Source organism: Prosthecobacter debontii (assembly GCF_900167535.1).
Classification (GTDB): Bacteria; Verrucomicrobiota; Verrucomicrobiia; order Verrucomicrobiales; family Verrucomicrobiaceae; genus Prosthecobacter; species Prosthecobacter debontii.
Map to the genome: position 1 here is coordinate 126,798 of NZ_FUYE01000014.1, position 22,778 is coordinate 149,575.

General features: G+C 57.2%; 17 protein-coding genes. 11 read left to right on the forward strand and 6 right to left on the reverse strand.

Translation table 11 applies throughout. The features are described 5' to 3' along the window. The first annotated feature begins 89 nt into the window (after window positions 1-89). From B5D61_RS18570 to B5D61_RS18580, 3 genes are read left to right on the forward strand one after another with little or no spacing between them, the layout of a single operon-like run. A complete protein-coding gene (locus tag B5D61_RS18570; RefSeq protein WP_078814924.1) occupies window positions 90-1,901 on the forward strand; it encodes a GMC oxidoreductase in 1,812 nt (603 codons plus the stop codon). A gap of 43 nt (window positions 1,902-1,944) precedes the next feature. Continuing rightward, window positions 1,945-2,559: a gluconate 2-dehydrogenase subunit 3 family protein gene (locus B5D61_RS18575; protein ID WP_078814962.1), complete on the forward strand. Its 615-nt coding sequence runs from the start codon at window positions 1,945-1,947 to the stop codon at window positions 2,557-2,559. 32 nt (window positions 2,560-2,591) lie between these two features. Then, window positions 2,592-4,046 (forward strand): sulfatase family protein, encoded by a 1,455-nt coding sequence (locus B5D61_RS18580; protein ID WP_078814925.1) that lies wholly within the window; start codon window positions 2,592-2,594, stop codon window positions 4,044-4,046. Window positions 4,047-4,066: 20 nt separating this feature from the next. On the opposite strand, the gene B5D61_RS18585 is transcribed toward B5D61_RS18580, so the two are convergent. Further along, window positions 4,067-5,596, reverse strand: coding sequence for a sulfatase family protein (locus B5D61_RS18585; protein WP_078814963.1), 1,530 nt, complete (start codon window positions 5,594-5,596; stop codon window positions 4,067-4,069). A 94-nt stretch (window positions 5,597-5,690) separates the two neighbouring features. Between B5D61_RS18585 and B5D61_RS18590 the strand changes: the two genes are divergently transcribed. Further along, complete coding sequence (locus B5D61_RS18590) at window positions 5,691-7,139, forward strand: sulfatase family protein (protein WP_078814926.1); 1,449 nt, start codon at window positions 5,691-5,693, stop codon at window positions 7,137-7,139. A 344-nt stretch (window positions 7,140-7,483) separates the two neighbouring features. Here the strand turns inward: B5D61_RS18590 and B5D61_RS18595 are convergent, their stop codons facing one another. Then, window positions 7,484-7,963: a DMP19 family protein gene (locus tag B5D61_RS18595; protein WP_078814927.1), complete on the reverse strand. Its 480-nt coding sequence runs from the start codon at window positions 7,961-7,963 to the stop codon at window positions 7,484-7,486. Between the two features lie 343 nt (window positions 7,964-8,306). Between B5D61_RS18595 and asnS the strand changes: the two genes are divergently transcribed. The 5 genes from asnS (at window position 8,307) to B5D61_RS18625 (ending at window position 15,588) form a co-directional block, all read left to right on the forward strand. Next, complete coding sequence (asnS, locus tag B5D61_RS18605; RefSeq protein WP_078814929.1) at window positions 8,307-9,668, forward strand: asparagine--tRNA ligase; 1,362 nt, start codon at window positions 8,307-8,309, stop codon at window positions 9,666-9,668. Continuing rightward, window positions 9,655-10,572 carry a protein-disulfide reductase DsbD domain-containing protein gene (locus tag B5D61_RS18610; protein ID WP_078814930.1) on the forward strand — a complete coding sequence of 306 codons (918 nt, stop codon included), beginning with the start codon at window positions 9,655-9,657 and terminating at the stop codon, window positions 10,570-10,572. Before asnS ends, B5D61_RS18610 begins: the two co-directional genes overlap by 14 nt. 277 nt (window positions 10,573-10,849) lie before the next feature. Further along, window positions 10,850-12,733 carry a TOL_0244 family TonB-dependent receptor gene (locus B5D61_RS18615; protein WP_176159522.1) on the forward strand — a complete coding sequence of 628 codons (1,884 nt, stop codon included), beginning with the start codon at window positions 10,850-10,852 and terminating at the stop codon, window positions 12,731-12,733. 62 nt (window positions 12,734-12,795) lie between these two features. Next, on the forward strand, window positions 12,796-13,290 hold the full coding sequence (locus B5D61_RS18620; RefSeq protein ID WP_176159523.1) for a TOL_0243 family YfiR-like periplasmic protein: 495 nt from the start codon (window positions 12,796-12,798) through the stop codon (window positions 13,288-13,290). 3 nt (window positions 13,291-13,293) lie between these two features. Then, the gene (locus B5D61_RS18625) at window positions 13,294-15,588 is read left to right on the forward strand and encodes a sensor histidine kinase, YfiR-like protein-associated (RefSeq protein WP_078814933.1); all 2,295 of its coding nucleotides are present in this window, start codon (window positions 13,294-13,296) and stop codon (window positions 15,586-15,588) included. A gap of 33 nt (window positions 15,589-15,621) precedes the next feature. Here B5D61_RS18625 and B5D61_RS18630 read toward each other — a convergent pair whose 3' ends face one another. The 3 genes from B5D61_RS18630 to B5D61_RS18640 all read right to left on the reverse strand — a co-directional run bounded on the left by B5D61_RS18630 (window position 15,622) and on the right by B5D61_RS18640 (window position 17,191). Beyond that, window positions 15,622-15,969 (reverse strand): DnaJ family domain-containing protein, encoded by a 348-nt coding sequence (locus B5D61_RS18630; protein ID WP_078814934.1) that lies wholly within the window; start codon window positions 15,967-15,969, stop codon window positions 15,622-15,624. Between the two features lie 25 nt (window positions 15,970-15,994). Beyond that, a complete protein-coding gene (locus tag B5D61_RS18635; RefSeq protein WP_078814935.1) occupies window positions 15,995-16,699 on the reverse strand; it encodes an ABC transporter ATP-binding protein in 705 nt (234 codons plus the stop codon). 81 nt (window positions 16,700-16,780) lie between these two features. Then, on the reverse strand, window positions 16,781-17,191 hold the full coding sequence (locus B5D61_RS18640; RefSeq protein ID WP_078814936.1) for a YlbF/YmcA family competence regulator: 411 nt from the start codon (window positions 17,189-17,191) through the stop codon (window positions 16,781-16,783). Between the two features lie 195 nt (window positions 17,192-17,386). On the opposite strand from B5D61_RS18640, the gene B5D61_RS18645 reads away from it, so the two are divergent. Together B5D61_RS18645 and B5D61_RS18650 are read left to right on the forward strand one after the other, a co-directional pair. After that, a complete protein-coding gene (locus tag B5D61_RS18645) occupies window positions 17,387-19,105 on the forward strand; it encodes a DUF4407 domain-containing protein (RefSeq protein WP_078814937.1) in 1,719 nt (572 codons plus the stop codon). A 145-nt stretch (window positions 19,106-19,250) separates the two neighbouring features. Next, window positions 19,251-21,791 (forward strand): bifunctional serine/threonine-protein kinase/formylglycine-generating enzyme family protein, encoded by a 2,541-nt coding sequence (locus tag B5D61_RS18650; RefSeq protein ID WP_078814938.1) that lies wholly within the window; start codon window positions 19,251-19,253, stop codon window positions 21,789-21,791. 104 nt (window positions 21,792-21,895) lie between these two features. On the opposite strand, the gene pyrH is transcribed toward B5D61_RS18650, so the two are convergent. Continuing rightward, the gene (pyrH, locus tag B5D61_RS18655) at window positions 21,896-22,669 is read right to left on the reverse strand and encodes a UMP kinase (protein WP_245846565.1); all 774 of its coding nucleotides are present in this window, start codon (window positions 22,667-22,669) and stop codon (window positions 21,896-21,898) included. Window positions 22,670-22,778 lie beyond the last annotated feature (109 nt).

Genomic DNA, 22,778 nt, shown 5'->3' on the forward strand with positions numbered 1-22,778 from the left:
GAGAGACATCCTCTCCTGCGGTCGTTTGCAATGAGTCGCGCCACCCCGCGTTTCGCACTCGCCAAGCCGCACCTTTCTCTTGTCTCGCCATGCCTGTCATCACCCCAGACCAAGCTCAGTCCTCTTATGATGTGATCATTGTCGGCTCGGGTGCAGGGGGCGGGCAGACCGCTTACACCTTAACCATGGAAGGCGTGAAGGTGCTGGTGCTGGAAGCCGGGCGCTCCTTCAATGTGCAGACCGAGACCGCTATGTTTCAACTGCCCAGTCATGCACCTCTGCGGGGTGAAAAAACACCGGATAAACAATACGGCTTCCACGATTGCTCCATCAACAGCGGCTGGGAGATCCCGGGGGAACCCTACAGCAATGCCGGCCAGGCCGAGACGGAGCAGTTCCGCTGGTGGCGTCAGCGCATGATGGGCGGGCGCACCAATCACTGGGGGCGGATTTCGCTCCGCAATGGTCCCTATGACTTCAAACCGCGTTCCTTGTATGGGGCCGGTTTTGACTGGCCCATCAGCTATGACGACATCGCCCCCTACTATGACAAGGTGGAGATGCTGGTGGGCGTCTTTGGTGAAAACGAAGGCCTCGAAAACTCGCCCGATTCATCCCCCGGCGTTCTATTGCCAGCACCGAAACTGCGGGTCGGCGAGCTGTATGCGCAAAAGCACGCGCCCAAAGTGGGCATGCGTGTCGCCCACATTCACCGAGCGGTGCTGAGTGTGCCTCAAGATGCGCAGAACATTCCCCCCAAGCTGCATCCCGGGAACCTCAAGGCGCAAAAGATCTTGGCAGACTCCATGCGCACCCGAGCGCCTTGCTTCTGGGCCACGGACTGCCATCGCGGCTGCGCCATCCGCGCCAATTACGACTCGCAAAGCGTCCACCTCCGCCCCGCCCTGGAGACAGGAAATCTGGACATCATCCCCAATGCCATGGCCCGCGAGGTCACCGTCAATCCAGAAGGCAAAGCCACGGGTATAACTTACATTGATAAAACCACCGGTAAGGAGAATCATGTTCAAGGACGCGCCGTCGTCCTCGCCGCCAGCTCCCAGGAATCCGTGCGCTTGCTGCTCAATTCCAAGTCGGCGCTCTTTCCTGATGGCTTGGCCAATTCCAGCGGCAAGGTCGGCAAATACATCACCGACTCCGTCTCCAGCAGCTTCAGCGCCCACATCCCCGCCTTCGAAGGCATGCCACTGCACAATGAAGATGGCGCCGGTGGCCCGCATGCTTATGTGCCCTGGACTCAGCATGCGCTGAATCGGAAAGGTGAGCTTGGCTTCCCTGGCGGCTATCATCTGGAGTTCACCAGTGGCCGTCAGATGCCCTCCATGACGGTGGCCAATGGCGTGGATCAACTAGCCGGCCGCAAGGGCGTGTCGTATGGCAAGCAGTTCAAGGAAGATGCCCGCCGTTACTATGGCTGCCGCCTGGGCTTCGGAGCGCAAGGCACCATGCTGCCGAATGACCATAGCTTCTGTGAAATTGATCCCGATCTCAAAGATCAATGGGGCATTCCCGTCCTGCGCTTTCACTGGAAGTGGTCGGACTTCGAGCTCAATCAGGTGAAGCATCAACAGCAGCGGATTGGTGAACTGCTGGAAGCGCTCGGTGGCAAGTTCTCACGCCCTCCCGAGACCGATCCGCTCAAGGCCATCCGGCCTGGGGGTTCCGTCATCCATGAAGTCGGCGGCGCCATCATGGGCAGTGATCCTCAAACCTCCGTGACCAATGCCTGGAGCCAAACCTGGGACGTCAAAAACCTCTTTCTCGCGGATGGAGCCCCCTTTGCCAGCACAGCGGATAAAAACCCCACCCTCACCATCATGGCCCTGGCCTGGCGGATGGCCGATCATCTGATGGACGAAATGAAGAAAGGCAATCTCTGATCTCATGGCCATGACCTCTCACGACTCCCCCTCTCCGACCCGCATGGACCGACGCACCGCCATTCAATGGATGCTCGCCGCATCGGCCAGTCTAACATTGAATGAAACATCCCGAGGAGCTTCCGCTGCGTTCAAAGCCACCGGCTATGGACCGGATCCCGTCATGGTGAAAATCTACAAACCGGGGGATGTCTGGCCGCTCACGCTGAGCGAAACTCAGCGACGCACCGCCACCGCGCTTTGTGATGTGATCATCCCAGCTGATGAAACCTCCCCCAGTGCTTCCGCTGTCGGTGTGCCGGACTTCATTGATGAATGGGTCAGCTCCCCTTATCCTGGACAGGCCGCAGATCGCAAAACGATCCTTGAAGGTCTGGACTGGATGGAAGCCGAATCTCAGAAGCGTTTTCAAACCGCTTTTGCGCAACTGAACGAGACCCAGCAACATGCCATCTGCGAGGAACTCAGTCTGGGGTCCCCAGCCAAACCTGAGCACAAAAAAGCCTCCGCCTTTTTCAAACGGTATCGTGACCTCACCGCCGGAGGCTACTACACCACCCCCGAAGGCATGAAGGACATCGGTTATCGTGGCAATGTCACCCTGGCTGCTTTTGAAGGTCCTCCCATCGAGGCCTTGAAGCACGTTGGCCTAGTCTGATCCAAGTCACCGAGAAAAACGAATCCGCGTTGATGAAAATCATCACCCTCCTTTTCATCGCAGCTCTGGTGTCTATCGAGGGCCATGCGGTGGAAACTGGATCACCCCGGCCTAACATCATCTTCATTCTCGCCGATGACCTGGGATATGGAGATGTCCAGGCGCTGAATCCGGAGCGTGGGAAGGTGGCCACGCCACATCTGGATAAGTTGGCCTCACAGGGCATGGTCTTCACCGACGCGCACAGCGGTTCCAGTGTTTGTACCCCGACTCGTTACGGCCTTCTCACTGGCCGATACTCCTGGCGGACTCGTTTGCAAAAAGGGGTGCTGGATGGCGGTAATGATGAGCCTCTCATCTCCGCCGAGCGACTGACGGTGGGGCGTTTTTTACAACAACACGGCTATCAGACCGCTTGCATCGGCAAATGGCATCTGGGTTTTCAATCGGAGGCTGCCCCGCGCGCGGCCAAGTCCAAGCAGATGGGGTCGGGCGGGCTGCCTCTGGCTGCTCAAATCATCGGGGGTCCGACGACTCGGGGTTTTGACCTCTTCTGGGGCTGCTCCAATGCACGCACGATGTCATCGGTGATTGAGGGGGATCATGTCGCAGAGATTCTCCCGCCGATTGAGATCCTGCCACGCCTCACCCAGCGAGCGGTGGAGTATCTCAGCGCACCGCCTCAGCAGCCCTTCTTCCTCTACCTCCCGCTTACGTCTCCCCACACCCCCATCCTTCCCAGCCCGGAGTGGCAGGGCAAGAGCGGCGTCGGGGCCTATGGCGACTTTGTGATGCAGACCGATGCCTGCGTCGGTCAGATCCTAACGGCCCTGGACACGGCTCATCTGGCGGAGAACACACTCGTCATCTTCTCCTCCGACAACGGCTGCTCTCCCCAGGCTGGCACGACTGAACTGGAGAAGCAGGGGCATTATGCCAGTGCCAACTATCGCGGTTACAAATCAGACATCTGGGATGGCGGGCACCGTGTCCCCTTCCTGGCCCGCTGGCCAGGCACCATCACTCCAGGCAGTCAGAGTCAGGCCGTGATCTGCTTGGGCGACTTCATGGCGACGGTGGCGGATCTGCTCAAGGTGGAACTCCCCGCTGAAGCAGCCCCAGACAGCATCAGTTTTCTGCCCAACCTCAAAGACCCCAGCCTTCCCGGGCGTGACGCCCTCGTGCATCACAGCATCAACGGCCAATTTGCCGTGCGCCAAGGTCGCTGGAAGCTCGATCTCTGTCCTGGCAGCGGAGGCTGGGGACACCCCACGGACAAGGCCGCCGCTAAAAAAGCAGCTCCCTCCGTGCAGCTCTACGACATTGAGTCTGATCCGGGTGAAGAGACCAACCTCGTCTCTCAGTATCCTGAAAAAGTCACTCAACTCACGAGACTGCTGGAGACATACATCACCCAGGGCCGCAGCACACCGGGATCCCCTCAGGCAAATGACGTCGAAGTCAAGAGACCTTGGTTATCCCGATAGTTAGGCCTGTCCCTCGTCCCTCACCGGCTGCGCTCAGCCGTCAGCAGTGCATCCATGCGCTGGATCATCTGCTGCATTTGCTCAGGGTGTGCGGCGCTCACGTCCTTCATCTCTGCAGGATCATCCGGCAGATAATAGAGGCTGTGCACAGGCTCCTTTTCAGGACGGGCACGCAGAGTCACCTTGGCCTGGCTCTTAGCAGGCTTCTTCAGGCGCACCAGCTTCCATTCGCCCATCCGCAGACCGAAGTTACCACTGGTGCCGTTGTCCTGCTGGAGGAGATCGGCCCGGCCTTTGGCACCGGACTCACCCAGCAGTGCTGGGAGCACGTTTTGACTGTCGAGACAGGCCTCTTCAGGCAATGTCACACCGTTGAGTGCGGCAAAGCTGGCCGCCAGATCCACCGTGCAGACCATGGCATCGGAGACAGCGGGTTGGATGCGCCCTTTCCACCGAGTGATAAAGGGGGTGCGCGTGCCGCCTTCCAACACACTGTATTTCCCCCCGCTGAAGGGCCCTGCCGCCTGATGCGTGCCGATCTTCTCCACCGCTCCGTCTTTGTATCCGTCATCTAAAACCGGCCCGTTATCCGAGCAGAACACGATGAGCGTCTTCTCAGACAGGTTCAGACGGTCCAAGGTCTTCATCAGCTCCCCCACACACCAGTCGAGCTGCACGATGCTATCTCCACGCAGGCCCAGCGAAGTATTCCCCTGAAAACGCTCATGAGGGATGCGCGGCACATGAATATCATGGCTGGCAAAGAAGAGGAAAAAGGGATCTGCCTGATTTTGCTCGATCCAGGCATTGGACTCCTTCACCCAACGATCCGCCAGATCTTCATCCCGGAAGCGCGCCGACTCTCCTCCGGTGTAGAAACCGATCCGGCTGATGCCATTGTGAATGGTCTGGTTGTGCCCATGGCTCCAGTCCATTTTCAAAGTATCGCGATGCGAGATGCCGGTGGGATGGTCTGGAGATGGCATTTTCGTGCCGACCCAGAGCGGGTCTTTCGGATCCAGATTCAGCACACGATGATCTTGGACATACACCTGAGGCACCCGATCATTGGTGGTGGGCAGCAGAAGACAGTGATCAAAGCCGATCTCCAGTGGTCCGGGTTTCAGCTCTCCATTCCAGTCCGGTTCAGGATCGCCTAAGCCCAGGTGCCACTTCCCGATCACCGCTGTCTTGTAGCCTTTTTGTTTCAGCAGAGAGGCCACCGTGGCCGTGCCAGGGGTGATGATGGCCGGTGCGGATGGCGGGGCAATTCCGGTGCCCTTGTGGCGAAAAGCAAACGTGCCGGTGAGGAAAGAAAAACGCGTGGGCGTGCAGGTGGAGGCTGAGCAATAACCACTGGTGAAACGCACCCCTTCGGCGGCGAGTTGGTCAATGTGCGGTGTCTTGACCGCCGTCGCCCCATAGCACCCCAGATCTCCATACCCGAGATCATCCGCCATGATGACGATGATGTTAGGCTGATCCGCGGCGGTGGCGAAAGCAGACAAGGAGACCCAAAGGCCCAGCAGGAGAGGACGTAACTTAAACATGAGCAAATGTGGAAACGAGATAGCCAGTGGTGGCATTGCGGGGAAATTTTAACTTCGTTTGAAACGTCAACGTGTGAAACCAGCCTCTGCCACCATGAAGCCGTTCTCTCTCTGGGTCCTCCTCCTTCTTTCCTGCATGCCCCTGTTGGCTCAGGAGCACAAACCCAACATCGTCATGCTCTTCATTGACGACATGGGCTGGGGAGACTTCTCCTGCTTTGGCAATGCGGATGCCCAGACACCGAATGTGGATCGCATGGCAGCCGAGGGTATTCGCTTCTCCCAGTTTTATGTCAATGCGCCCATCTGCTCCCCTTCCCGCTGTGCTTTAACGACGGGACAGTATCCGCAGCGCTGGCGCGTGACCTCGTTCCTCAACAACCGTGCAGACAATGAACGTCGGGGAGTCACCCAATGGCTGGATCTCTCCGCTCCGACCCTGGCTCGCCTGCTCCAGCAGAACGGCTATGCCACAGGCCATTTCGGCAAGTGGCACCTCGGGGGTCAGCGGGATGTGAATGAAGCGCCCCCCATCACCGCCTACGGCTTCGATCAATCCCTCACCAACTTTGAAGGCATGGGGCCTAAACTCCTGCCGCTCACGCTCAAACCTGGGGACAAGGAACCTGGAAAAATCTGGGAAGATGCCGAGAGCCTCGGAGAACCTGTGACGTGGATGCTGCGCTCTAAAATCACCAGCGGCTTCATTGATGCGGCCCTCCCCTTCATGGATCAGGCCCAGGCCAACGGGAAGCCCTTTTACATCAATCTCTGGCCCGACGACGTGCATAGCCCTTACTGGCCACCCGTGGATCAATGGGCCGATGGCAAACGCGGTCTCTACCTCTCCGTGCTCAAGGAGATGGACCGTCAGTTTGGCCGACTCTTTGATCACATTCGCAACTCGCCAACCCTGCGTGAAAACACCCTCGTGCTCATCTGCTCCGATAATGGTCCCGAACCTGGGGCAGGATCCGCAGGTCCTTTCCGTGGGGCGAAGACTCGCTTGTTTGAAGGAGGCATCCGTTCACCCCTCATCGTCTGGGCACCTGGATTGATAAAAGCGGATCAGGTCGGCTCGCACAATGAAAGCTCCGTTTTCGCGGCTTTCGATCTCGTGCCTTCGCTGCTGAAGCTGGCAGGCATTGCCGTGCCGCAGAGCATCACCTTTGATGGCGAAGATATTTCCCCGGCCCTGCTGGGTGAAAAAAACGTCTCTCGCTCCGCCGTCCTCTGCTGGCGACGTCCGCCGGATCGGAAATCCTGGCCCTCCATGAGCCTGCCCGACCAACCCGACCTCGCCATCCGTGATGGAAACTGGAAGCTGCTCTGCTCTTACCAAGGCCAGAACCCACAACTGTATGACCTCGTCAAAGATCGTGGAGAAACCACCAACCTCGCCGCCAATCATCCCGAGATCGTCGAGAAACTCGTGAAGGCCGTCACCGCCTGGCACCAGTCCATGCCCCCGGACAACGGCCCTCAACTGGCCCGCGAGCCCATGCCTCCCAAGGGGATGCGAAAGAAAAAGAAGGCGCTTTGAGGGTAAAGCTCATCTCAGCCTCATAGCCTCTACCCACACGAAGCTCTTCATCAGATGATTCCATCTGGCAGCATCTAAAATCAGCCTCCATGAAGTCTTCCCACCTAACAGCTAGAGGCTTGAAACCCGTCCCAAAACTCAGACGAGAAAAAGTTTCCAAGTTTCCACCCCTAGACACGGAAACTTGGAAACTTTCTTGTCTGTCTTCTTGGACTGGATGGACAAAACTTTTCGGGATTAACAATGAGTGTGTTTTAACCCTTTCATTCATTCGAGGCCTTCAAAAAAAATGTTTCCATGTTTCCACCCCTAAATGTGGAAACATGGAAACATTTTGAGAATACTCATTGGTAACCGTCTTTGCCCTCTCTGACCTCTTTCGATAAGACCTCGGTCAGTTTGGGCCTTGTGGCGTAGAAGCATCTGTCTTGCTGATCGAAGCGGTCCGCTCTGGATGCCTGATCATACGCCTCATAGCTCGCACCTTGAGCGATGTCGTAAAGGTCAGGGCGATAAAGCCGAAGAGCTTCATCATAGTTTCTCTCGAAAGCCTCCGCGCGATAATATTTCAACCCCTCCGCCACCAAATCTCGGTAAACGCCTTGAGTGTTCCAGAAGTATTGATGATGCCCCCCATTGTTCACCTCATTATAGTAGGCCACGAGAGGAGCAATGTAGCGCCAAGGCTGTGGCAGGGCTTGCAAACGCTCAGCAGACTCTGGGGTATCATCCACATTGACAGACTCCGCGATACGATCCGCTAGCTTGAAAATGAAATACGGATCTTCAAGATCGAGCCCTTGAATTGAAAGTATCGGAATCATGATCTGTTTAGTTTGGCTCTCAATTTTGGATAGTTGAACTACGAAAGCCCTTCCTAGATTTCCACCTTCTCCAAAAGTTTCCAAGTTTCCGTGTCTAGGGGTGGAAACTTGGAAACTTTCTTCACCGACTTCTTCGACTCGATGAACGAGATTCAAGCCCTGACCAAAAATGTTTCCATGTTTCCGTGTCTAGGCATGGAAACATGGAAACATTTTGAACGGCACTTGTCTGGCGTCTTGGCCCCTGGGTATCGATACGATGATACAGTCGCGATGAGGATTTTGCGCGAATCTTCCCCCTTCATCCATTTGCTCGCCGCATTTCTCCCATCCATGATGCAGCATGTCTGAAACGCTGCGTCATGTCCTTGCCTCAGAGTCCCCGAGATCCGCCATCACCGTCCGTGGTTGGGTGCGCACCAAGCGGGAATCGAAGTCCTGTGCCTTCCTGGAGATCACGGACGGCTCTTGCTTCCGGGGTTTGCAGGTCGTGGTGGATGCCGCCCTCAGCAGTGCCTCCCTCCTGCCCAGCATCCTCACCGGAGCCTCAGTCGAGGTGGTGGGAGATCTGATCGCTTCCCCCGCTGCGGGGCAGAAATGGGAACTCCAGGCCTCTGAACTCCGCCTGCTGGGCGAAGCCGATGCCAGCTACCCGCTGCAAAAGAAAGGGCACACCCCCGAGTTCCTCCGCACCATCGCCCACCTCCGCCCACGCACCAACCTGTTCAGCAATGTCTTCCGCGTGCGCAGCCGCATGGCTTACGCGGTGCATCGCTTCTTCCAGGAGCGCGGCTTTTTCTACGTGCACACGCCCATCATCACCTCCAGCGACTGTGAAGGTGCGGGTGAGCTTTTCCGCGTGACCACGCTGAAGCAGGGAACGCCGGCCAAACCCGAGGATGACTTCTTTGGCCGCCCCACCTACCTCACCGTCAGTGGTCAGCTCCAGGGGGAAACCTTCGCCTGTGCCCTGGGCAACATTTACACCTTCGGCCCCACCTTCCGCGCGGAAAACAGCAACACCGCCCGCCACGCCGCCGAGTTCTGGATGATCGAACCGGAGATGGCCTTCTGCGATCTCTTTGCCGACATGACCTTGGCGGAAGAGAATGTGAAGTATCTCGTGGATGCCATGCTGAGTGAATGCAGTGAGGAACTCGAGTTCTTTGGCAAATTCATTGACAAAGAATTGGTTAACCGGCTCCAACAGACCTTGCAGAAACCTTTCGAGCGCATCAGCTACACCGAGGCGGTGGATCTCCTTTTAAAATCGGGCCAAACTTTCGAACACCCTGTCGTCTGGGGTGAAGGTCTGCAGACGGAGCACGAGCGCTTCATTGCCGAACAGCATGTGCGGGGACCGGTCACGATCTACAACTACCCCAAAGCCATCAAACCCTTCTACATGCGCCAAAACGACGATGGCAAGACCGTGGCTGCCATGGATCTTCTAGTGCCGGGCATTGGCGAAATCATCGGCGGTAGCCAACGTGAAGAACGCCTGGATGTCCTCCGTGCCGCCATGCAGCATCACGGCCTCTCTGAGGAAGACTACTCCTGGTATGTGGATCTACGCCGCTATGGCAGCGTGCCGCATGCAGGCTACGGCATGGGCTTCGAGCGTCTGCTCATGTTCGTCACCGGCGTAAGCAATATCCGCGATGTGATTCCCTTTGCACGCACCCCGGGTCATGCGGCGTATTGATGCTATGAGCCGTCAGTTTTCAGTTAACAGTTTTCAGTGGTCAGTCTCCAGTCTCAGACTGAACACTGCCCACTGGTTACTGATCACTTGCTTCGCGCTACTCCTAGGCACCGCTTCTGCTCAGACGGGGCTCTCGATCCAGCTCGTCCCCGAGACCACCGCCATCGTGCCAGGGCAGCCGTTTCGAGTCGGCATCTACATTCAGCACCAGCCGGGCTGGCACACCTACTGGCGCCAACCGGGAATCGTCGGCGTGCCCACCAGTATCGCTTGGGAACTCCCCGAAGGCTTCACGGCTGGCCCCCTGGAATACCCTGAGCCTGAAAGCGTGCTGATGTTTCAGATCAAAGCGCAGGGGTATGAGCGCGATGTGCTGCTGCAAACCCTCATCACACCGCCCAAAGAGCTGCCTCTGGGAAAAAAGATCTTCCTTCAGGGCAAAGCCACCTGGATGTGCTGTGGTAACACCTGCCACCCTGGGCATGGGGAACTCTCGCTCAGCCTCTCTGTCGCAGCGGAAGCCCGGCCTGATTTCCGCTGGGCTCCCCTCTTTGAAAAGGAGCGTGCCGCCTATGTGCGCCCGAGCGATGACTGGACGAGTTCGGCCACGGAGAAGGGCTTGCAGGTGACACTTCACCTCACCCCAGGTCCGAAGGCGCGGCCCTTTCAGCCCGACGAAAAGGTGATCTTCTTCACCGAAGACGGTTGGATCAACAGTGACGAACCTCAACCTCAGATCGTCAATGCCGATGGCAGCCTGACCGTGCACCTGACCCGGGCCGATGTCTTTCTGGGCAAAACCATCCCTTCCCGCTTGGAGGGCGTCGTCCAACGTGAGGGCGGGTGGCTGCCGAATGAAACCTGGCGCAGCCTGGGAATCTCTCCCGTGCTTGAGCGTGAGTGATATCATGCGCTCTGCATGGAGATTTACGCTGGCGCATTTTTCATACATCCAGTTCCCGGAGCTGCGACGATTCAGGCAGTTTTTTGCAAAATCATCTCAAACTTCCACCCAGAATTTCATTCCTTTTATCTGGTTATTCGCCTAAAAAAGTTTGGCTCTTTGGACAGACTCCGTGTTAAATCACGCCTCAATGGACTGGGTGAGACTTCAATTGCAGAGCCCGCGTCGTCAAAGATTTCAGCAAAGCCCACGCCTGTGGGGGATTGTCCTCTTAACGATGCTTCTTGCCGTTATTTCCAGCGCGCAGGAAATCACTGACTACCGGCCGGAGGTGCTCAAAAGATTGCCGCTTGAGCAACTGGTGGATATCGAGATCACCTCCGTATCTCGCCATCCAGAATCACTTCAAGCCGCCGCAAGCGCGATTGATGTCATTACGGCCGATGACATACGCCGCTATGGGGCCGTCAATCTGCCCGATGCACTCAGGCTGGCCACCGGTCTGCATGTCGCTCAATATGACGGGCATAGTTGGGCGATATCATCGCGTGGGTTTAACACCACCACCTCGAATAAAATGCAGGTGCTGATGGATGGACGCAGCCTCTACACGCCACTTTACGCGGGAGTCTTCTGGGATGTGCAGCACACCTTCATGCCCGATATCGAACAGATCGAAGTCATTCGCGGCCCGGGGGCGACTCTTTGGGGAGCTAATGCGGTGACCGGTGTGATCAACATCCGCACCAAGGACGCCGAGGATACCCAAGGCTGGTTAACCCAACTCGGTGGTGGTGAAGACCGTGGTTTTGCAGGCCTCCGATACGGAGGCAAAATAGGCGACGACACCTACTATCGCATCTATGCCACGACCCTGAACCGCGACAGCCTAACCCAAGAACTCCGTGGGCTGGATGCGCGTGACGAATACGGCATGACCCAAGGCGGATTCAAGCTCGACTCGCATCTCAATGCAGAGGACACCTTGACCATTCAAGGGGATGTTTACACGGGCCGTTTCGGTCAGGTCAATGGTGACGATGTCGAAGCCCGGGGAGGCAATGCGCTGCTGCGCTGGAGCCGGGAAATCTCCAGTGACGAATCTTTTCAACTGCAATTCTACTATGACCGCACCCAGCGATTGCTGCCGGACGTGCTGGAAGAAAGACGTAATACCTACGATCTCGAATTTCAGCACGCTTTTGAACTGAGCAAGCGTCAGAACATCATTTGGGGCCTGAATGCCCGCGCTTCATCCGATGAGATCTCCAATCTGGGCGGCGCTTTAGCCTTTCTCCCTGAAAAGGAAACGCTCTACCTCGTCAGCGGCTTCATTCAGGATGAAATCTCCGTGCTGCCGGAGTTACTCACCGTCACCCTTGGCTCCAAATTTGAATACAACAGCTTCAGCGGTTTCGAATACCAACCGAGCGGCCGGTTTGCCCTGACCCCCACCAAAAATCACACCTTCTGGGGAGCCGTGTCCAGAGCGGTGCGCACCCCGTCACGCATTGATCAGGATATCTTTGTGCCCAATCCTGAATTTGGCCCCTCGACATTGGTTGGGAACCGACGCTTTGAATCCGAAGTCTTGATCGCCTATGAGCTGGGCTATCGTGCTCGCCTGCGGCCGAATCTGACCACTGACCTTGCCTTATTTTACCACGATTACAGCGATCTACGCAGCCAAGAAAGAATCGGTGCAACCGCTACGCCGACCGAGTTTGGCAATGGCTTTGCCGGTGAGACCTATGGGGCGGAACTGGACATCCAGTGGCAACCCAGCCGCTGGTGGCAGATCGGGGCAGGCTACACCTGGATGCAAAAATTTCTCCGTCCCGAAGCAGGAAGCAGCGACAGGACCGGGGCCACCATTGAGGGCAACGACCCGGATCATATCCTGGTTCTGCGGTCCTCCTTCGATCTCCCATGGGATCTGGAACTCGATGCGACCTTCCGTTACGTCGATCAGTTGCCTCAGCCTGCCACACCAGCTTACACGACTTTGGATTTGCGTTTAGCTTGGCTCCCTCGGGAGGATCTCGAGATAGCCATTGTCGGACGGGATTTACTGGATGAGGCCCACCCTGAATATCGTGGGAGGACAGTCAGCCGGGAAATTGGACGTAGTGTTTATCTCATGGTGACATGGAGCTTTTAAGGACATTGGCGAAACGAACGCACACGCAAGGAGTCGCAATATTGCTTCTCCTTGCCTTCGTTTTGTCCCCGTTCGAGGCTCACGCTGAGTCTTCTGAAAAGCGAGAGTATGCGCTCAAGGCGGTCTTCCTTTACAACTTCTGTCAGTTCATTGACTGGCCCTCCGGCAGCTTTGCCCATGATCGTGCCCCAATCATCATCGGCGTCATGGGTTCAAACCCCTTTGGCGGTCTCTTGAGCGAGACCGTGCATGGCGAACTGATACGAGGACGTTCCATTCAACTGAGCCCCTGTCAAAACCCCCAGGATGCGCTGAAATGCCATCTGCTCTTCATCAGCGATGAGGAAATGCCCAAAATGACGGCGTTGCTATCCGTGCTGGCCAACCACAGCGTCGTCACCGTGGGAGAGAGTGAAGCCTTTCTTGAGCAGGGCGGAATGATCGCGCTGCCCTCGGTGGAGAATAAAATCAAACTGAAGGTCAATCTACCGGCCGTGAGAGCTGCGAAGGTAGAAATGAGCTCCAAATTGCTGCGCGTGGCCGATATCAAACGCTGACTCATGATTCCACTTCGCGACGCCCCCATCCAACAAAAGTTGCGGGTCGTCCTGCTCTTGACCACCAGCTTGGCGCTGGTGTTGATGGCAGGGGCCGTGGTGACGTATGAGGTTCTCACCTTTCGCCGCGCTGTCATGACGAATACCAATGTGCTGGCCAAGGTGATCGGCTCCATAAGCACCAGCTCGCTGGCCTTCCAAAATCCCGGTGATGCCGTGGAAGTTCTCAGCGTGCTCTCGGCGGAGCCTCAAATCACCGCCGCAGCCCTCTATGACAGTCAGGGAAAGGTCTTTGCACGTTTCCCTGAAGATGCCCCAGACGCCGATATACCGACGACACCTGGACGAGATGGCAGCTTTTTTGGACCTGATGATCTGACCCTTTTTCAACCCGTGCTCGAAAAAGGAAATAGGCTCGGAACCATCTACATGCGCGCCAATCTGAGTGAGATGTATTCCCGCCTGCTCACCTATGGGAGCCTCGTGCTCATCGTTTGTATTGTGGCGATTGTGGGCTCCCTCGCCGCATCCACTCGGCTCCAACAACGGATTTCGGGTCCCATCGGTGAACTGGCTCAGACAGCCCGTGCCATTTCAGAAAAGCAGGATTACTCCGTGCGAGCCACCCGCCATGGCCTGGATGAAATAGGTGATTTTACAGATGCTTTCAATCAGATGCTCACGCGGATCGAGGACGGGCGGGCAGCCCTGTCTGCAAGTGAAGAACGGTTACGCCTCGCTCTCGAAGGGTCTGAAATGGGCACGTGGGACTGGAATCTGCTCACCCATCAAATCACCTGGGATGATTTCATGTTTCCTCTCCACGGTATTGAGAAAAAAGACTGGAAAGGCAATCCTCAGGGTTTCTTTGACCTCGTGCATCCTGAGGACCGGGCACTGATCGAGCAAAAAATGAAGGAGGCCATTCAGAGCCATAAAGATGTGAAACTTGCTTTTCGCATCTATGGAGCGGATGGCCACCTGCGCCACATGGCGACTCGGGGACGCGTTTTCCTCGACTCTCAGGGCCGTCCTTTCCGCATGAGCGGCGTGAGCATGGACGTTACCCAAGCCAAGGAAATCGAAGAAGCACTTCAAACGGCGAAGAATAACGCGGAGGCGGCGAATCGGGCCAAGGATGAATTTTTAGCCATCCTCAGCCATGAATTACGCACCCCCTTGACGCCCGTGTTGGCCACCCTGGCCATGCTGGAAGAGTCTCCAGATAAACCGGCATCCTTTGACGCTGAATTGGAGATGATCCGGCGTAACGTGGAAGTCGAGGCTCGACTCATTGATGATCTTCTGGACATCACACGCATTGCTCGTGGTAAGCTTGAACTCTACACTCGCCCCGTGGACTTGCGAGGTCTGCTCAACCATGCCGTGGATAACTACCTCCGCGGCCCAGCAGCCCAGAAGAACCAACAGGTGAGGGTCAACATCGAACCTGCCAACGCATGGATTCAAGCCGATGCCTCACGCATCACTCAAGTGCTCTGGAATTTGCTTCAAAACGCCTGTAAATTCACTCCCCCTGAAGGCAGCATAACCATCGATCTGTTCACAGAAAGCGGGCCGACGGACTCTGAAAAGAAAACCGAAGTCATCATCCAGGTGAGCGATACCGGGATCGGAATCGAGCCACAGATCCAACCCTTGATTTTCGATGCCTTTGAACAGGGTGATCCCTCACGGACTCGCCGCTTTGGTGGTTTGGGCTTAGGTCTAGCCATCAGCAGGGCTCTCGTGGAGATGCATGGCGGCAAGATTTCGGCCAGCAGTCCAGGCCCGCAAAAAGGTGCGACATTCACACTCAAATTGCCCCTCATCAATCAGGTCGACGAAAAAGCCACTGCACCCACGATCAAAGAAAAAGGCTCCGACCTCCCTGTCGATAGCCTGCATATCTTACTGGTGGAAGATCATGTGGACAGTGCGCAACAACTGAGCCGTCTGCTTAAACGCGCGGGACATCGAGTCACCGCGGCCAGTAATTTGGATCAAGCGCGGCAAGCCTTGCAAAGAGAGTCCTTTGATCTCTTGCTCAGCGATTTGGGGCTCCCCGATGGCAGCGGCCATGACTTGATGCGCGAAGTCATGGTCCACCATCCCATGCCCGGGATTGCTCTCAGCGGCTACGGAATGGAAGAGGATTTCAAGGAAAGCTACGCGGCGGGATTCTCGCGCCATTTCACTAAACCGGTCAATTGGCCGGAACTCAAAGTCGCCATCCAAAATCTGGCTCCGAAAGAGCAAGGCTCAACTCCCCTGCCGGAGGCAACAAACACTCATTAAGTCACGGCTGAAAACCACAACATCCGTGCGCCCTCAGTCCCTCATCGACGCATCCGCTTTCAATGCACGTTTCATGCGCTCCAAGCCCATGGCCAATTCAACCTCGCGGGTCTGCAATTCTTTCCGCAGAACCGCAGCCTTAGCAGGGTCTTGCGTTTGATCCAACCGCTCTTTGAGCATCTGGACTTCCCGCATCGCCTCGATTTCCGGAGGCACGACACCGGCGCTTTTGAGCAAACCAAAACCGGAGCGCAATCCTGAAGGGGCCGCAAAGTAGGCCTCGAGATCCAGGGACTTTCCTCGACACACGAGTGCCTGATCTTCGCCCGCTTCCAAGGCCTCTTGAATGCGTGTTTCAGCGAGAAGCAGGAGCGAGGACATGGCACCGAAAACTCTTGCGGATGACTTACCACTTCAAGCTGCTTACCGGCACCCGCTGCTCATTGCGATGAGAGCTGACGATCTGCCCATCTTTGAGATTCAGCACACGGTCGGCCATTCCGGCCATATCCGCATTGTGCGTGATGATGACCGTGAGCGTGCCTAACTCACGATTGATTCGCTCCACCGCATCCAGCACGGCGATGCCTGTGTTCACATCGAGAGCTCCTGTCGGCTCATCGCAAAGCAGCACCTCAGGTTTTTTGGCGATGGCACGGGCGATGGCCACACGTTGCTGTTCCCCACCGCTGAGTTGGCTGGGAAAGTGATCCATGCGGTGCTCCAGATTCACCAGCGCCAGTGCCTCCTCCGGTTTCATCGGATCCCGCGAGATGTCGGTGATCAGCGCCACATTTTCCCGAGCCGTGAGGCTGGGGATGAGGTTATAAAATTGGAACACGAACCCCACACAATTTCGCCGGAACAGCGTGAGGGTGCGCTCATCCCCTCCCGTGAGGTCCCAGCCCTTGTAGCGGAGTTGCCCGCTCGTTGGTGTATCGAGTCCACCGAGGATGTTCAGCAGCGTGGATTTGCCGCTACCCGAAGCTCCCAGCAGAACCACCAACTCACTCGAATGAAACTGAATATCCACCCCATGCAGAGCCACGACGTCCAGCTCACCGGTGTGATACACCTTACGCAGAGCTTGGGCCTCGAAGATCGGCGGCATGGGGGGAAATCAATGTTCAGTAACCGGTCATCAGTAAGCCGCAGAGCCTATCCAATGAACCACCCGCAAGAGCTTGGCGGATCAATGGCAGCCACAGCCGGAGCCGCAGCCAGCCTGACCAAAGACTTCGTCATGAGTCGGCACGCGGCCTTTTTCCAGTGTCTTGGTCACAAAGCCGTTCACTTTGTTGGCCACATCTTGCAGCAGATCCTGAGCGGCCATAAAGCTCTGGATGCCCTCATGAGCGTCGGCTTGACCTTGCAGTTCCTCGAAGCGGCTGACTTCAGCAGGTTCCAACTCCGCTCCACTGCGGTGACGCTGCTCTAGGCTCCGGCCGAGGGTCATCACATCACGATAGAGAGAAACGGCCGCTTCATCGGCCAGAAAAGCTTCGGCTTTGTCGCGAGCCTCCTGCACTTCTGCATCCGCAGCGATGGCGGCGCAGAGAGCTTCGATTTTGGAGGCAATGGCGGGATTGATAGCAGCGTTCATGGGCGGGCAGGTTAGCAAAAAAGCGTCTGATGTCGAATGAGGAGGCGATTTTCACAGAGGATTCGTCTGGGAGGCCTCACCCGTGCGAAAAAACTTTCGAATTCCGGCGGAAACTCCTCCGTCCGAAGCGGTTAGGCCAGTTGACTTCTCAGCCTTTCACCCCACCTTCGCCCCTGGGCCACAGCCCACTATCCCATGTCTCTCCTCGACCGTTTGGAACGCGTCTTCTTCTGGCTCTCTGGAGCCTCTGCCGATAACCTTGAGATCTGCCCTGCTTGGGAAAGACGCAAGTATGTGGCCTTCGGAGCCACCGTGCTGGTGCCCTGCACCTTCGCCACCATTGCCTGTGCCTACGCCATTTCCACGCTCACGGATAACTGGCTGGTCATCGCTCCCGTCTCGCTGGTCTGGGCCTTCATCATCCTGACGGTGGACCGCGCCCTGCTAGCCACCTACCGAGCTTACCAGAATATCTTTCGCAAGCTGATGCAGTTCAGCCTGCGCATCGTGGTGGCAGCGCTTATGGGCATCACCATCTCGCACCCGCTGACGCTGTTGCTCTTCAAGGACACGATCAATTCCGCCATCGAAAACGAGCGGCAGGTGGAGATCGAGGCCATGCGCAAGCAGGCCACCGATCAAAAAGCCCTCGTCGAGGCGCGCATCAAACCGCTGGAAGCCGAAATCGCCACCCAGCGCGAAGCCTGGAACTCCAGCTTCAACGCGAAGTTCCTCGATGAAAATGGGAAGCCCGTCGAACAACCGCTGACCGAAGATGAAAAGAAGGCCAAGGCTGAACGCGATGCCAAAATCAGCGACGCGGTGGCCCCGGGCAAAACCCGACTGGAAGCTCTGGATGCCGAGATGGCCAAGCTAAGTGCCGACTACCAGAAAATCGCCGCTGAACTCAATCACTGGCAGACTGAGTTTGAAAAAGAAGTCAATGGTCAGCGCAGCGGTATCGTCGGTCTCGGCCCACGGGCGAAGAGCATTCAAGAAGATCAACTCACCTGGCGCCGGGCTGAATCAGCCCGTCTCAGCGGTGTGCTGGATACGATGACGCAAAACCGCGTCACTCTCGTTGCCGAGATCAAAGCCGCTGAAGATGGGGTCAACGCCGCCCTGGACGCCAAGGCCGCTGAAGAAGCCGCCAAACTCAAAGCGGAAGAGGCCCGCATTCTGGCTCTGAAGCAGCAGGTGCAGCAGCAACAGGCCGATGCCTTTGTCGGCCAGCAAAACGCCATTCGTGAAACACTCAAAACCCAGATCGATGCCCTGCTTCTCCAACTGAAAAGTCTGCATGAAGAGATCGCACGTCTCACGATTGATGAAGAAACGCGCGTCACCAAGCTGCGTGAGGAGCCCCGTCGCGATATCCTGACACAGACCCTAGCGCTTCACGATCTCTTTGAAAATGGAGCCGAGGGAGGGCAGTTCGCCTTCATCGCTTATCTCGTGCTCTCCGCCTTGTTCATGCTGGTGGATACCATTCCCCTAGTCGTGAAGTTTTTCTCCAAACCCGGCCCCTATGACACCCTCGTGGACTGCGATGAAGTGAAGTATGATCGTGAGCGACTCGCCTTCCTGAAAAGCTTTGATCGCTATATGAAGCAACTCGTCGAGAGTCCCTTCCTGCACATCACTCAAAACCGCCCGCTGGAACGAGCTCTCATCGAAGGTGTGGATCGCAGCCGCGCCGCCAAGGCCTTCCTCGAACACCTCATGGAACTGGAGCAAGCCTTCCAGGAAAAAGTGCGACTTGAGCGCGAACGCCTCGCCACGACCGGGGGCATCGCCAACAAGGCCGAGATGCTGGAGGAAATGGCCACCGCTTTCTATGCCGATCTGCGTCAGCGCATGGAGTCTTTCTTCCATGACGATGGCCGCCGCACGCCGCTGACGGCGCGGGGATGATCATGTCAGAGAGCGGTGCGCACCTGGGGTGCGAAATTTCTTGAGGAGCACCAAGCCTCAGCTTCATCAGCAGGCGAAGCTTGACCTGGGGCGGTTGAATGCTGCACACTGAATATTTTCCAGCCTTCGTTGTCCAACTTCCTGCATGACCGTCGCCCCTGTCCGCACCGCGCCAGAGATTCGTGACCATGAGACCCTACGTCTCATCGGACGCGGGGCCTACGGTGAGGTCTGGATGGCTCGCTCCGTGACGGGTGCCCTGCGAGCGGTCAAGGTGGTCTGGCGTGAGGACTATGATCATGCGGACTCCTTTGAGCGCGAGTTTGAGGCGATCAAACGTTACGAACCGATCTCCCGCCGCCATCCCGGGCTGGTGCCCATTCTTCAAGTCGGCCGCAGTGATGAGCAGGGTTTCTACTACTATGTCATGGAGTTGGCGGATGACCTCGCCACAGGCCGTGACATCCGCCCCGAGGACTACAAGCCGCACACGCTGGGGCTGGAGATGCGCCGGGACAAGCGGATCAAAGCCGACCGCTGCCTGAAGATCGGTGCCAATGTGGCCGAGGGCCTCCAGTATCTGCACGAGAACAAGCTCATCCACCGGGATGTAAAACCCTCCAACCTCATCTTCATCGATGGAGCTTGCCGCTTGGCCGATATCGGATTGGTGGCGCTACTCGGACAGCGCAGCTTCGTCGGCACGGAGGGATTTGTGGCGCCCGAAGGCCCGGGCTCACCCGAGTCAGATATTTTCTCGCTCGGCATGGTTTTGTATGAAGCCAGCACAGGCAAAGACCGCCTGGATTTCCCAGACATCCCCTCCTGCACGGAGAGTGGGGATAAGCTTGCCATCTGGCAGCGTCTGCATCGGGTCATCTGCACCGCTTGTGCGCCTAAGGCCAAGGACCGCTACAACAGCGCCCATGAGATGACTCTGGACCTGCGCGGCCAACCCCTGCCCTCGCGTCGGCTGGTGTGGTATTGGGCCGCGGCGGGCATGATGACGCTCACGCTCGCGGTAGGCTTCGGCATGTGGCTGGCCCAACGTCAGGGCGGCCTCACCCTGGAGGTGCAAAAAGGCACCCCGATGCTCACCATCAAGACCGAGCCTGAAGGGGCTGAGGTCTTCGCCGGAGAGGATACGCTGGGGATCACGCCTCTCACGCTCAACCCCGAGGAAGGCGTGCCGGTCATCTATCAGCTCCGCCTGCCCGGTCACAAGCAGATGGAGATTGAGCACATCGCCAATCGCTCCCGCCCGGCGGAATACGATCTGCGCCTTGAAGCCACTCGCCTCCCCCAGCCCGGTGAACGCTGGACCAATAGCCTCGGCATCGCTTTCAAACCCGCCCAGAGTGGCCACATCAGTGCCCAGCCCATCGAGATCAAATACTTCAAGCGCTTCCTCGAAGCCACCGGCCGCTCCTTTGAGGGCAAAGTCGTCCGCGCCTCTCTCACCGATACTGGCAAGGACGCCTCCTACTTCGTCGTCGTGCCGGTGGGAGATGCGGAAGCCTTCCGCTTTTGGATGACCGATACGGATCGTGCCGCCGGCGTGCTCAGCCAAGAGCATCACTATGAGGTGGAGCCCTTCTACTATGTGGAAAGCGGCAGCGGCAGTAACGAAGACATGCCGGAAGACCGAGATAGTGAAGGCAACCTCGCCAGTGAAGAGAAAAACTGGCAGGCCTTCCATCTGCGCGTGGAACGTCAGACCTACGGCAGCGTCGTCATCCGCACCTCCCCTGAAAAGGTGCGTGTGTTCCAATATGATGAGTTTCTCGGTTATACCCCCCTCGAGCTGCCCCGTGTGCGCAGTGGCCTGGTGGAGTATGAGCTGCGAGAAGAGGGCTTTTCCGATGTCGTCTTAGAGGGCGAGGTGAAGCCCGGTGCACTGCTGGAGCTGTTCTCCGACATGCAGACCCGCCAAGCCGTAACCTTCGGTCGTGAGTGGAAAGCCAATGGTCTGGGTTTGCGCCTCGTGCCGCTGGGTGAGGTCATGATTGCCGCCGTGGAAACCCGCCGCCGGGATTACCTGGAGTTTGCTAAAGCCACCAATGCCCGCCGTCCCGGCAATCAAGATGCCGATGGCCGTGGCGGCACCCAACCCATCGTGGGCATTGATCGAGATGAGGCACGCGCCTTCTGTGAATGGCTGACGGAAAGAGAGCGGAATGCCGGTCTGATCGGCGCTAAAGATCGTTATCGCCTCCCCACTGATGAAGAGTGGAGCCGTGCGGTTGGTCTGCCCCTGGAGCGTGGCAGCACACCAGCAGAGCGCAATGGCCGCATCCGCGGGATCTATCCCTGGGGCTTTGACTGGCCGCCTCCGCCAAATGTAGAAAACCTCGCCGACATTCACGCCGGACGTAAGGCGAACATGGAACACTTCATTCCCGGCTATGAAGATCGCTTCCCCCAACTCGCTCCCGTGGGGGCCTTCGCGCCTAATGAGCGCGGTATCTGTGCCCTCGGCGGTAACGTGGCCGAATGGGTGGACACCGATTTCGACAGCTCAAGCAAAACGGACCCCAAAACCAAAAAGATCATGGGCACCGTGCGCGGGGGTAGCTGGCAGACCGCCAATCCAGATGAGCTACTCTCCTCCGTGCGCGTTCCCATGTCCGTCGATTCACGTCGGCCCACAGTCGGTTTCCGGATTGTGCTGGAGCGGGGCAAGTAAACAGGTCTCGCTCGGCGTTGTGAGCAAAAAAAAAACATCCTGAGAGTTAAAGTTAACCGCTCAGGATGCTGATTTTAAAAATCGATACTGCTGCCAATGCTGCGCTAAGCATCCTTGCCCGAGGCATTCACCAGGGTGCCCATTGATTCGCCAACGAGAGCGCGGCGGATATTGTCCGGCTCGTTCATGCTAAAGACGATGATCGGCATGTTGTTCTCCATGCAGAGGGAGAAAGCCGTGGCGTCCATAACTTTGAGCTGCTTGGTCAGGCAGTCGTGGAAGCTGATGGTATCAAAACGGACCGCATCAGGATTCTTGTTCGGGTCTGAGCAGTAAATGCCGTCCACCTTGGTGGCCTTGAAGACACAATCCGCACCAACTTCACTGGCGCGCAAAGCGGCGGTGGTGTCGGTGGAGAAGAAGGGGTTACCTGTGCCTGCGGCAAAGATCACCACGCGACCGAGTTCCAGGTGACGGGTGGCCACTCGGCGAATGAAGGGCTCCGCCACGTTTTTCATCTCAATGGCGCTCTGCACACGCGTCGGCACATCCATGGCCTCCAGCATGGACTGAAGCGCCAGAGAGTTCATCACCGTCGCCAGCATGCCCATGTAGTCCGCCGTCGCGCGCTCCATGCCTTTGTTGCTGGCACTGACGCCACGCCAGAAGTTACCACCGCCGACGACCACGGCGATTTCCAGCCCGGTCTGGTGAGCGGCTTTGATCTGGGCCGCAATGTCCTCCACGATGGGAGGTGAAATATTGTCGGTGCTGCCTGGCTCTCGAAGAGCCTCACCGCTGAGTTTGAGAAGAACGCGCCTAAATTTCCGTGTGCCTGTGTGATCGCCCATGTAGTGTGGATTTGACACGTCATACATGAAGCGACCCGTGATGCAAAGACATTTCGGGTCAGGTTTTCGGACGAAGCGGACCGTTTGGACGCCTCGGAACGCAATCGGAACACTTTTGTATCATTGCGCCAGAAAG

Coding starts and splice junctions, on each gene's coding strand:
- B5D61_RS18570 (WP_078814924.1), top strand. CDS start 90: ATGCCTGTCATCACCCCAGACCAAGCTCAGTCCTCTTATGATGTGATC.
- B5D61_RS18575 (WP_078814962.1), top strand. CDS start 1,945: ATGGACCGACGCACCGCCATTCAATGGATGCTCGCCGCATCGGCCAGT.
- B5D61_RS18580 (WP_078814925.1), top strand. CDS start 2,592: ATGAAAATCATCACCCTCCTTTTCATCGCAGCTCTGGTGTCTATCGAG.
- B5D61_RS18585 (WP_078814963.1), bottom strand. CDS start 5,596: ATGTTTAAGTTACGTCCTCTCCTGCTGGGCCTTTGGGTCTCCTTGTCT.
- B5D61_RS18590 (WP_078814926.1), top strand. CDS start 5,691: ATGAAGCCGTTCTCTCTCTGGGTCCTCCTCCTTCTTTCCTGCATGCCC.
- B5D61_RS18595 (WP_078814927.1), bottom strand. CDS start 7,963: ATGATTCCGATACTTTCAATTCAAGGGCTCGATCTTGAAGATCCGTAT.
- asnS (WP_078814929.1), top strand. CDS start 8,307: ATGTCTGAAACGCTGCGTCATGTCCTTGCCTCAGAGTCCCCGAGATCC.
- B5D61_RS18610 (WP_078814930.1), top strand. CDS start 9,655: ATGCGGCGTATTGATGCTATGAGCCGTCAGTTTTCAGTTAACAGTTTT.
- B5D61_RS18615 (WP_176159522.1), top strand. CDS start 10,850: ATGCTTCTTGCCGTTATTTCCAGCGCGCAGGAAATCACTGACTACCGG.
- B5D61_RS18625 (WP_078814933.1), top strand. CDS start 13,294: ATGATTCCACTTCGCGACGCCCCCATCCAACAAAAGTTGCGGGTCGTC.
- B5D61_RS18630 (WP_078814934.1), bottom strand. CDS start 15,969: ATGTCCTCGCTCCTGCTTCTCGCTGAAACACGCATTCAAGAGGCCTTG.
- B5D61_RS18635 (WP_078814935.1), bottom strand. CDS start 16,699: ATGCCGCCGATCTTCGAGGCCCAAGCTCTGCGTAAGGTGTATCACACC.
- B5D61_RS18640 (WP_078814936.1), bottom strand. CDS start 17,191: ATGAACGCTGCTATCAATCCCGCCATTGCCTCCAAAATCGAAGCTCTC.
- B5D61_RS18645 (WP_078814937.1), top strand. CDS start 17,387: ATGTCTCTCCTCGACCGTTTGGAACGCGTCTTCTTCTGGCTCTCTGGA.
- B5D61_RS18650 (WP_078814938.1), top strand. CDS start 19,251: ATGACCGTCGCCCCTGTCCGCACCGCGCCAGAGATTCGTGACCATGAG.
- pyrH (WP_245846565.1), bottom strand. CDS start 22,669: ATGTATGACGTGTCAAATCCACACTACATGGGCGATCACACAGGCACA.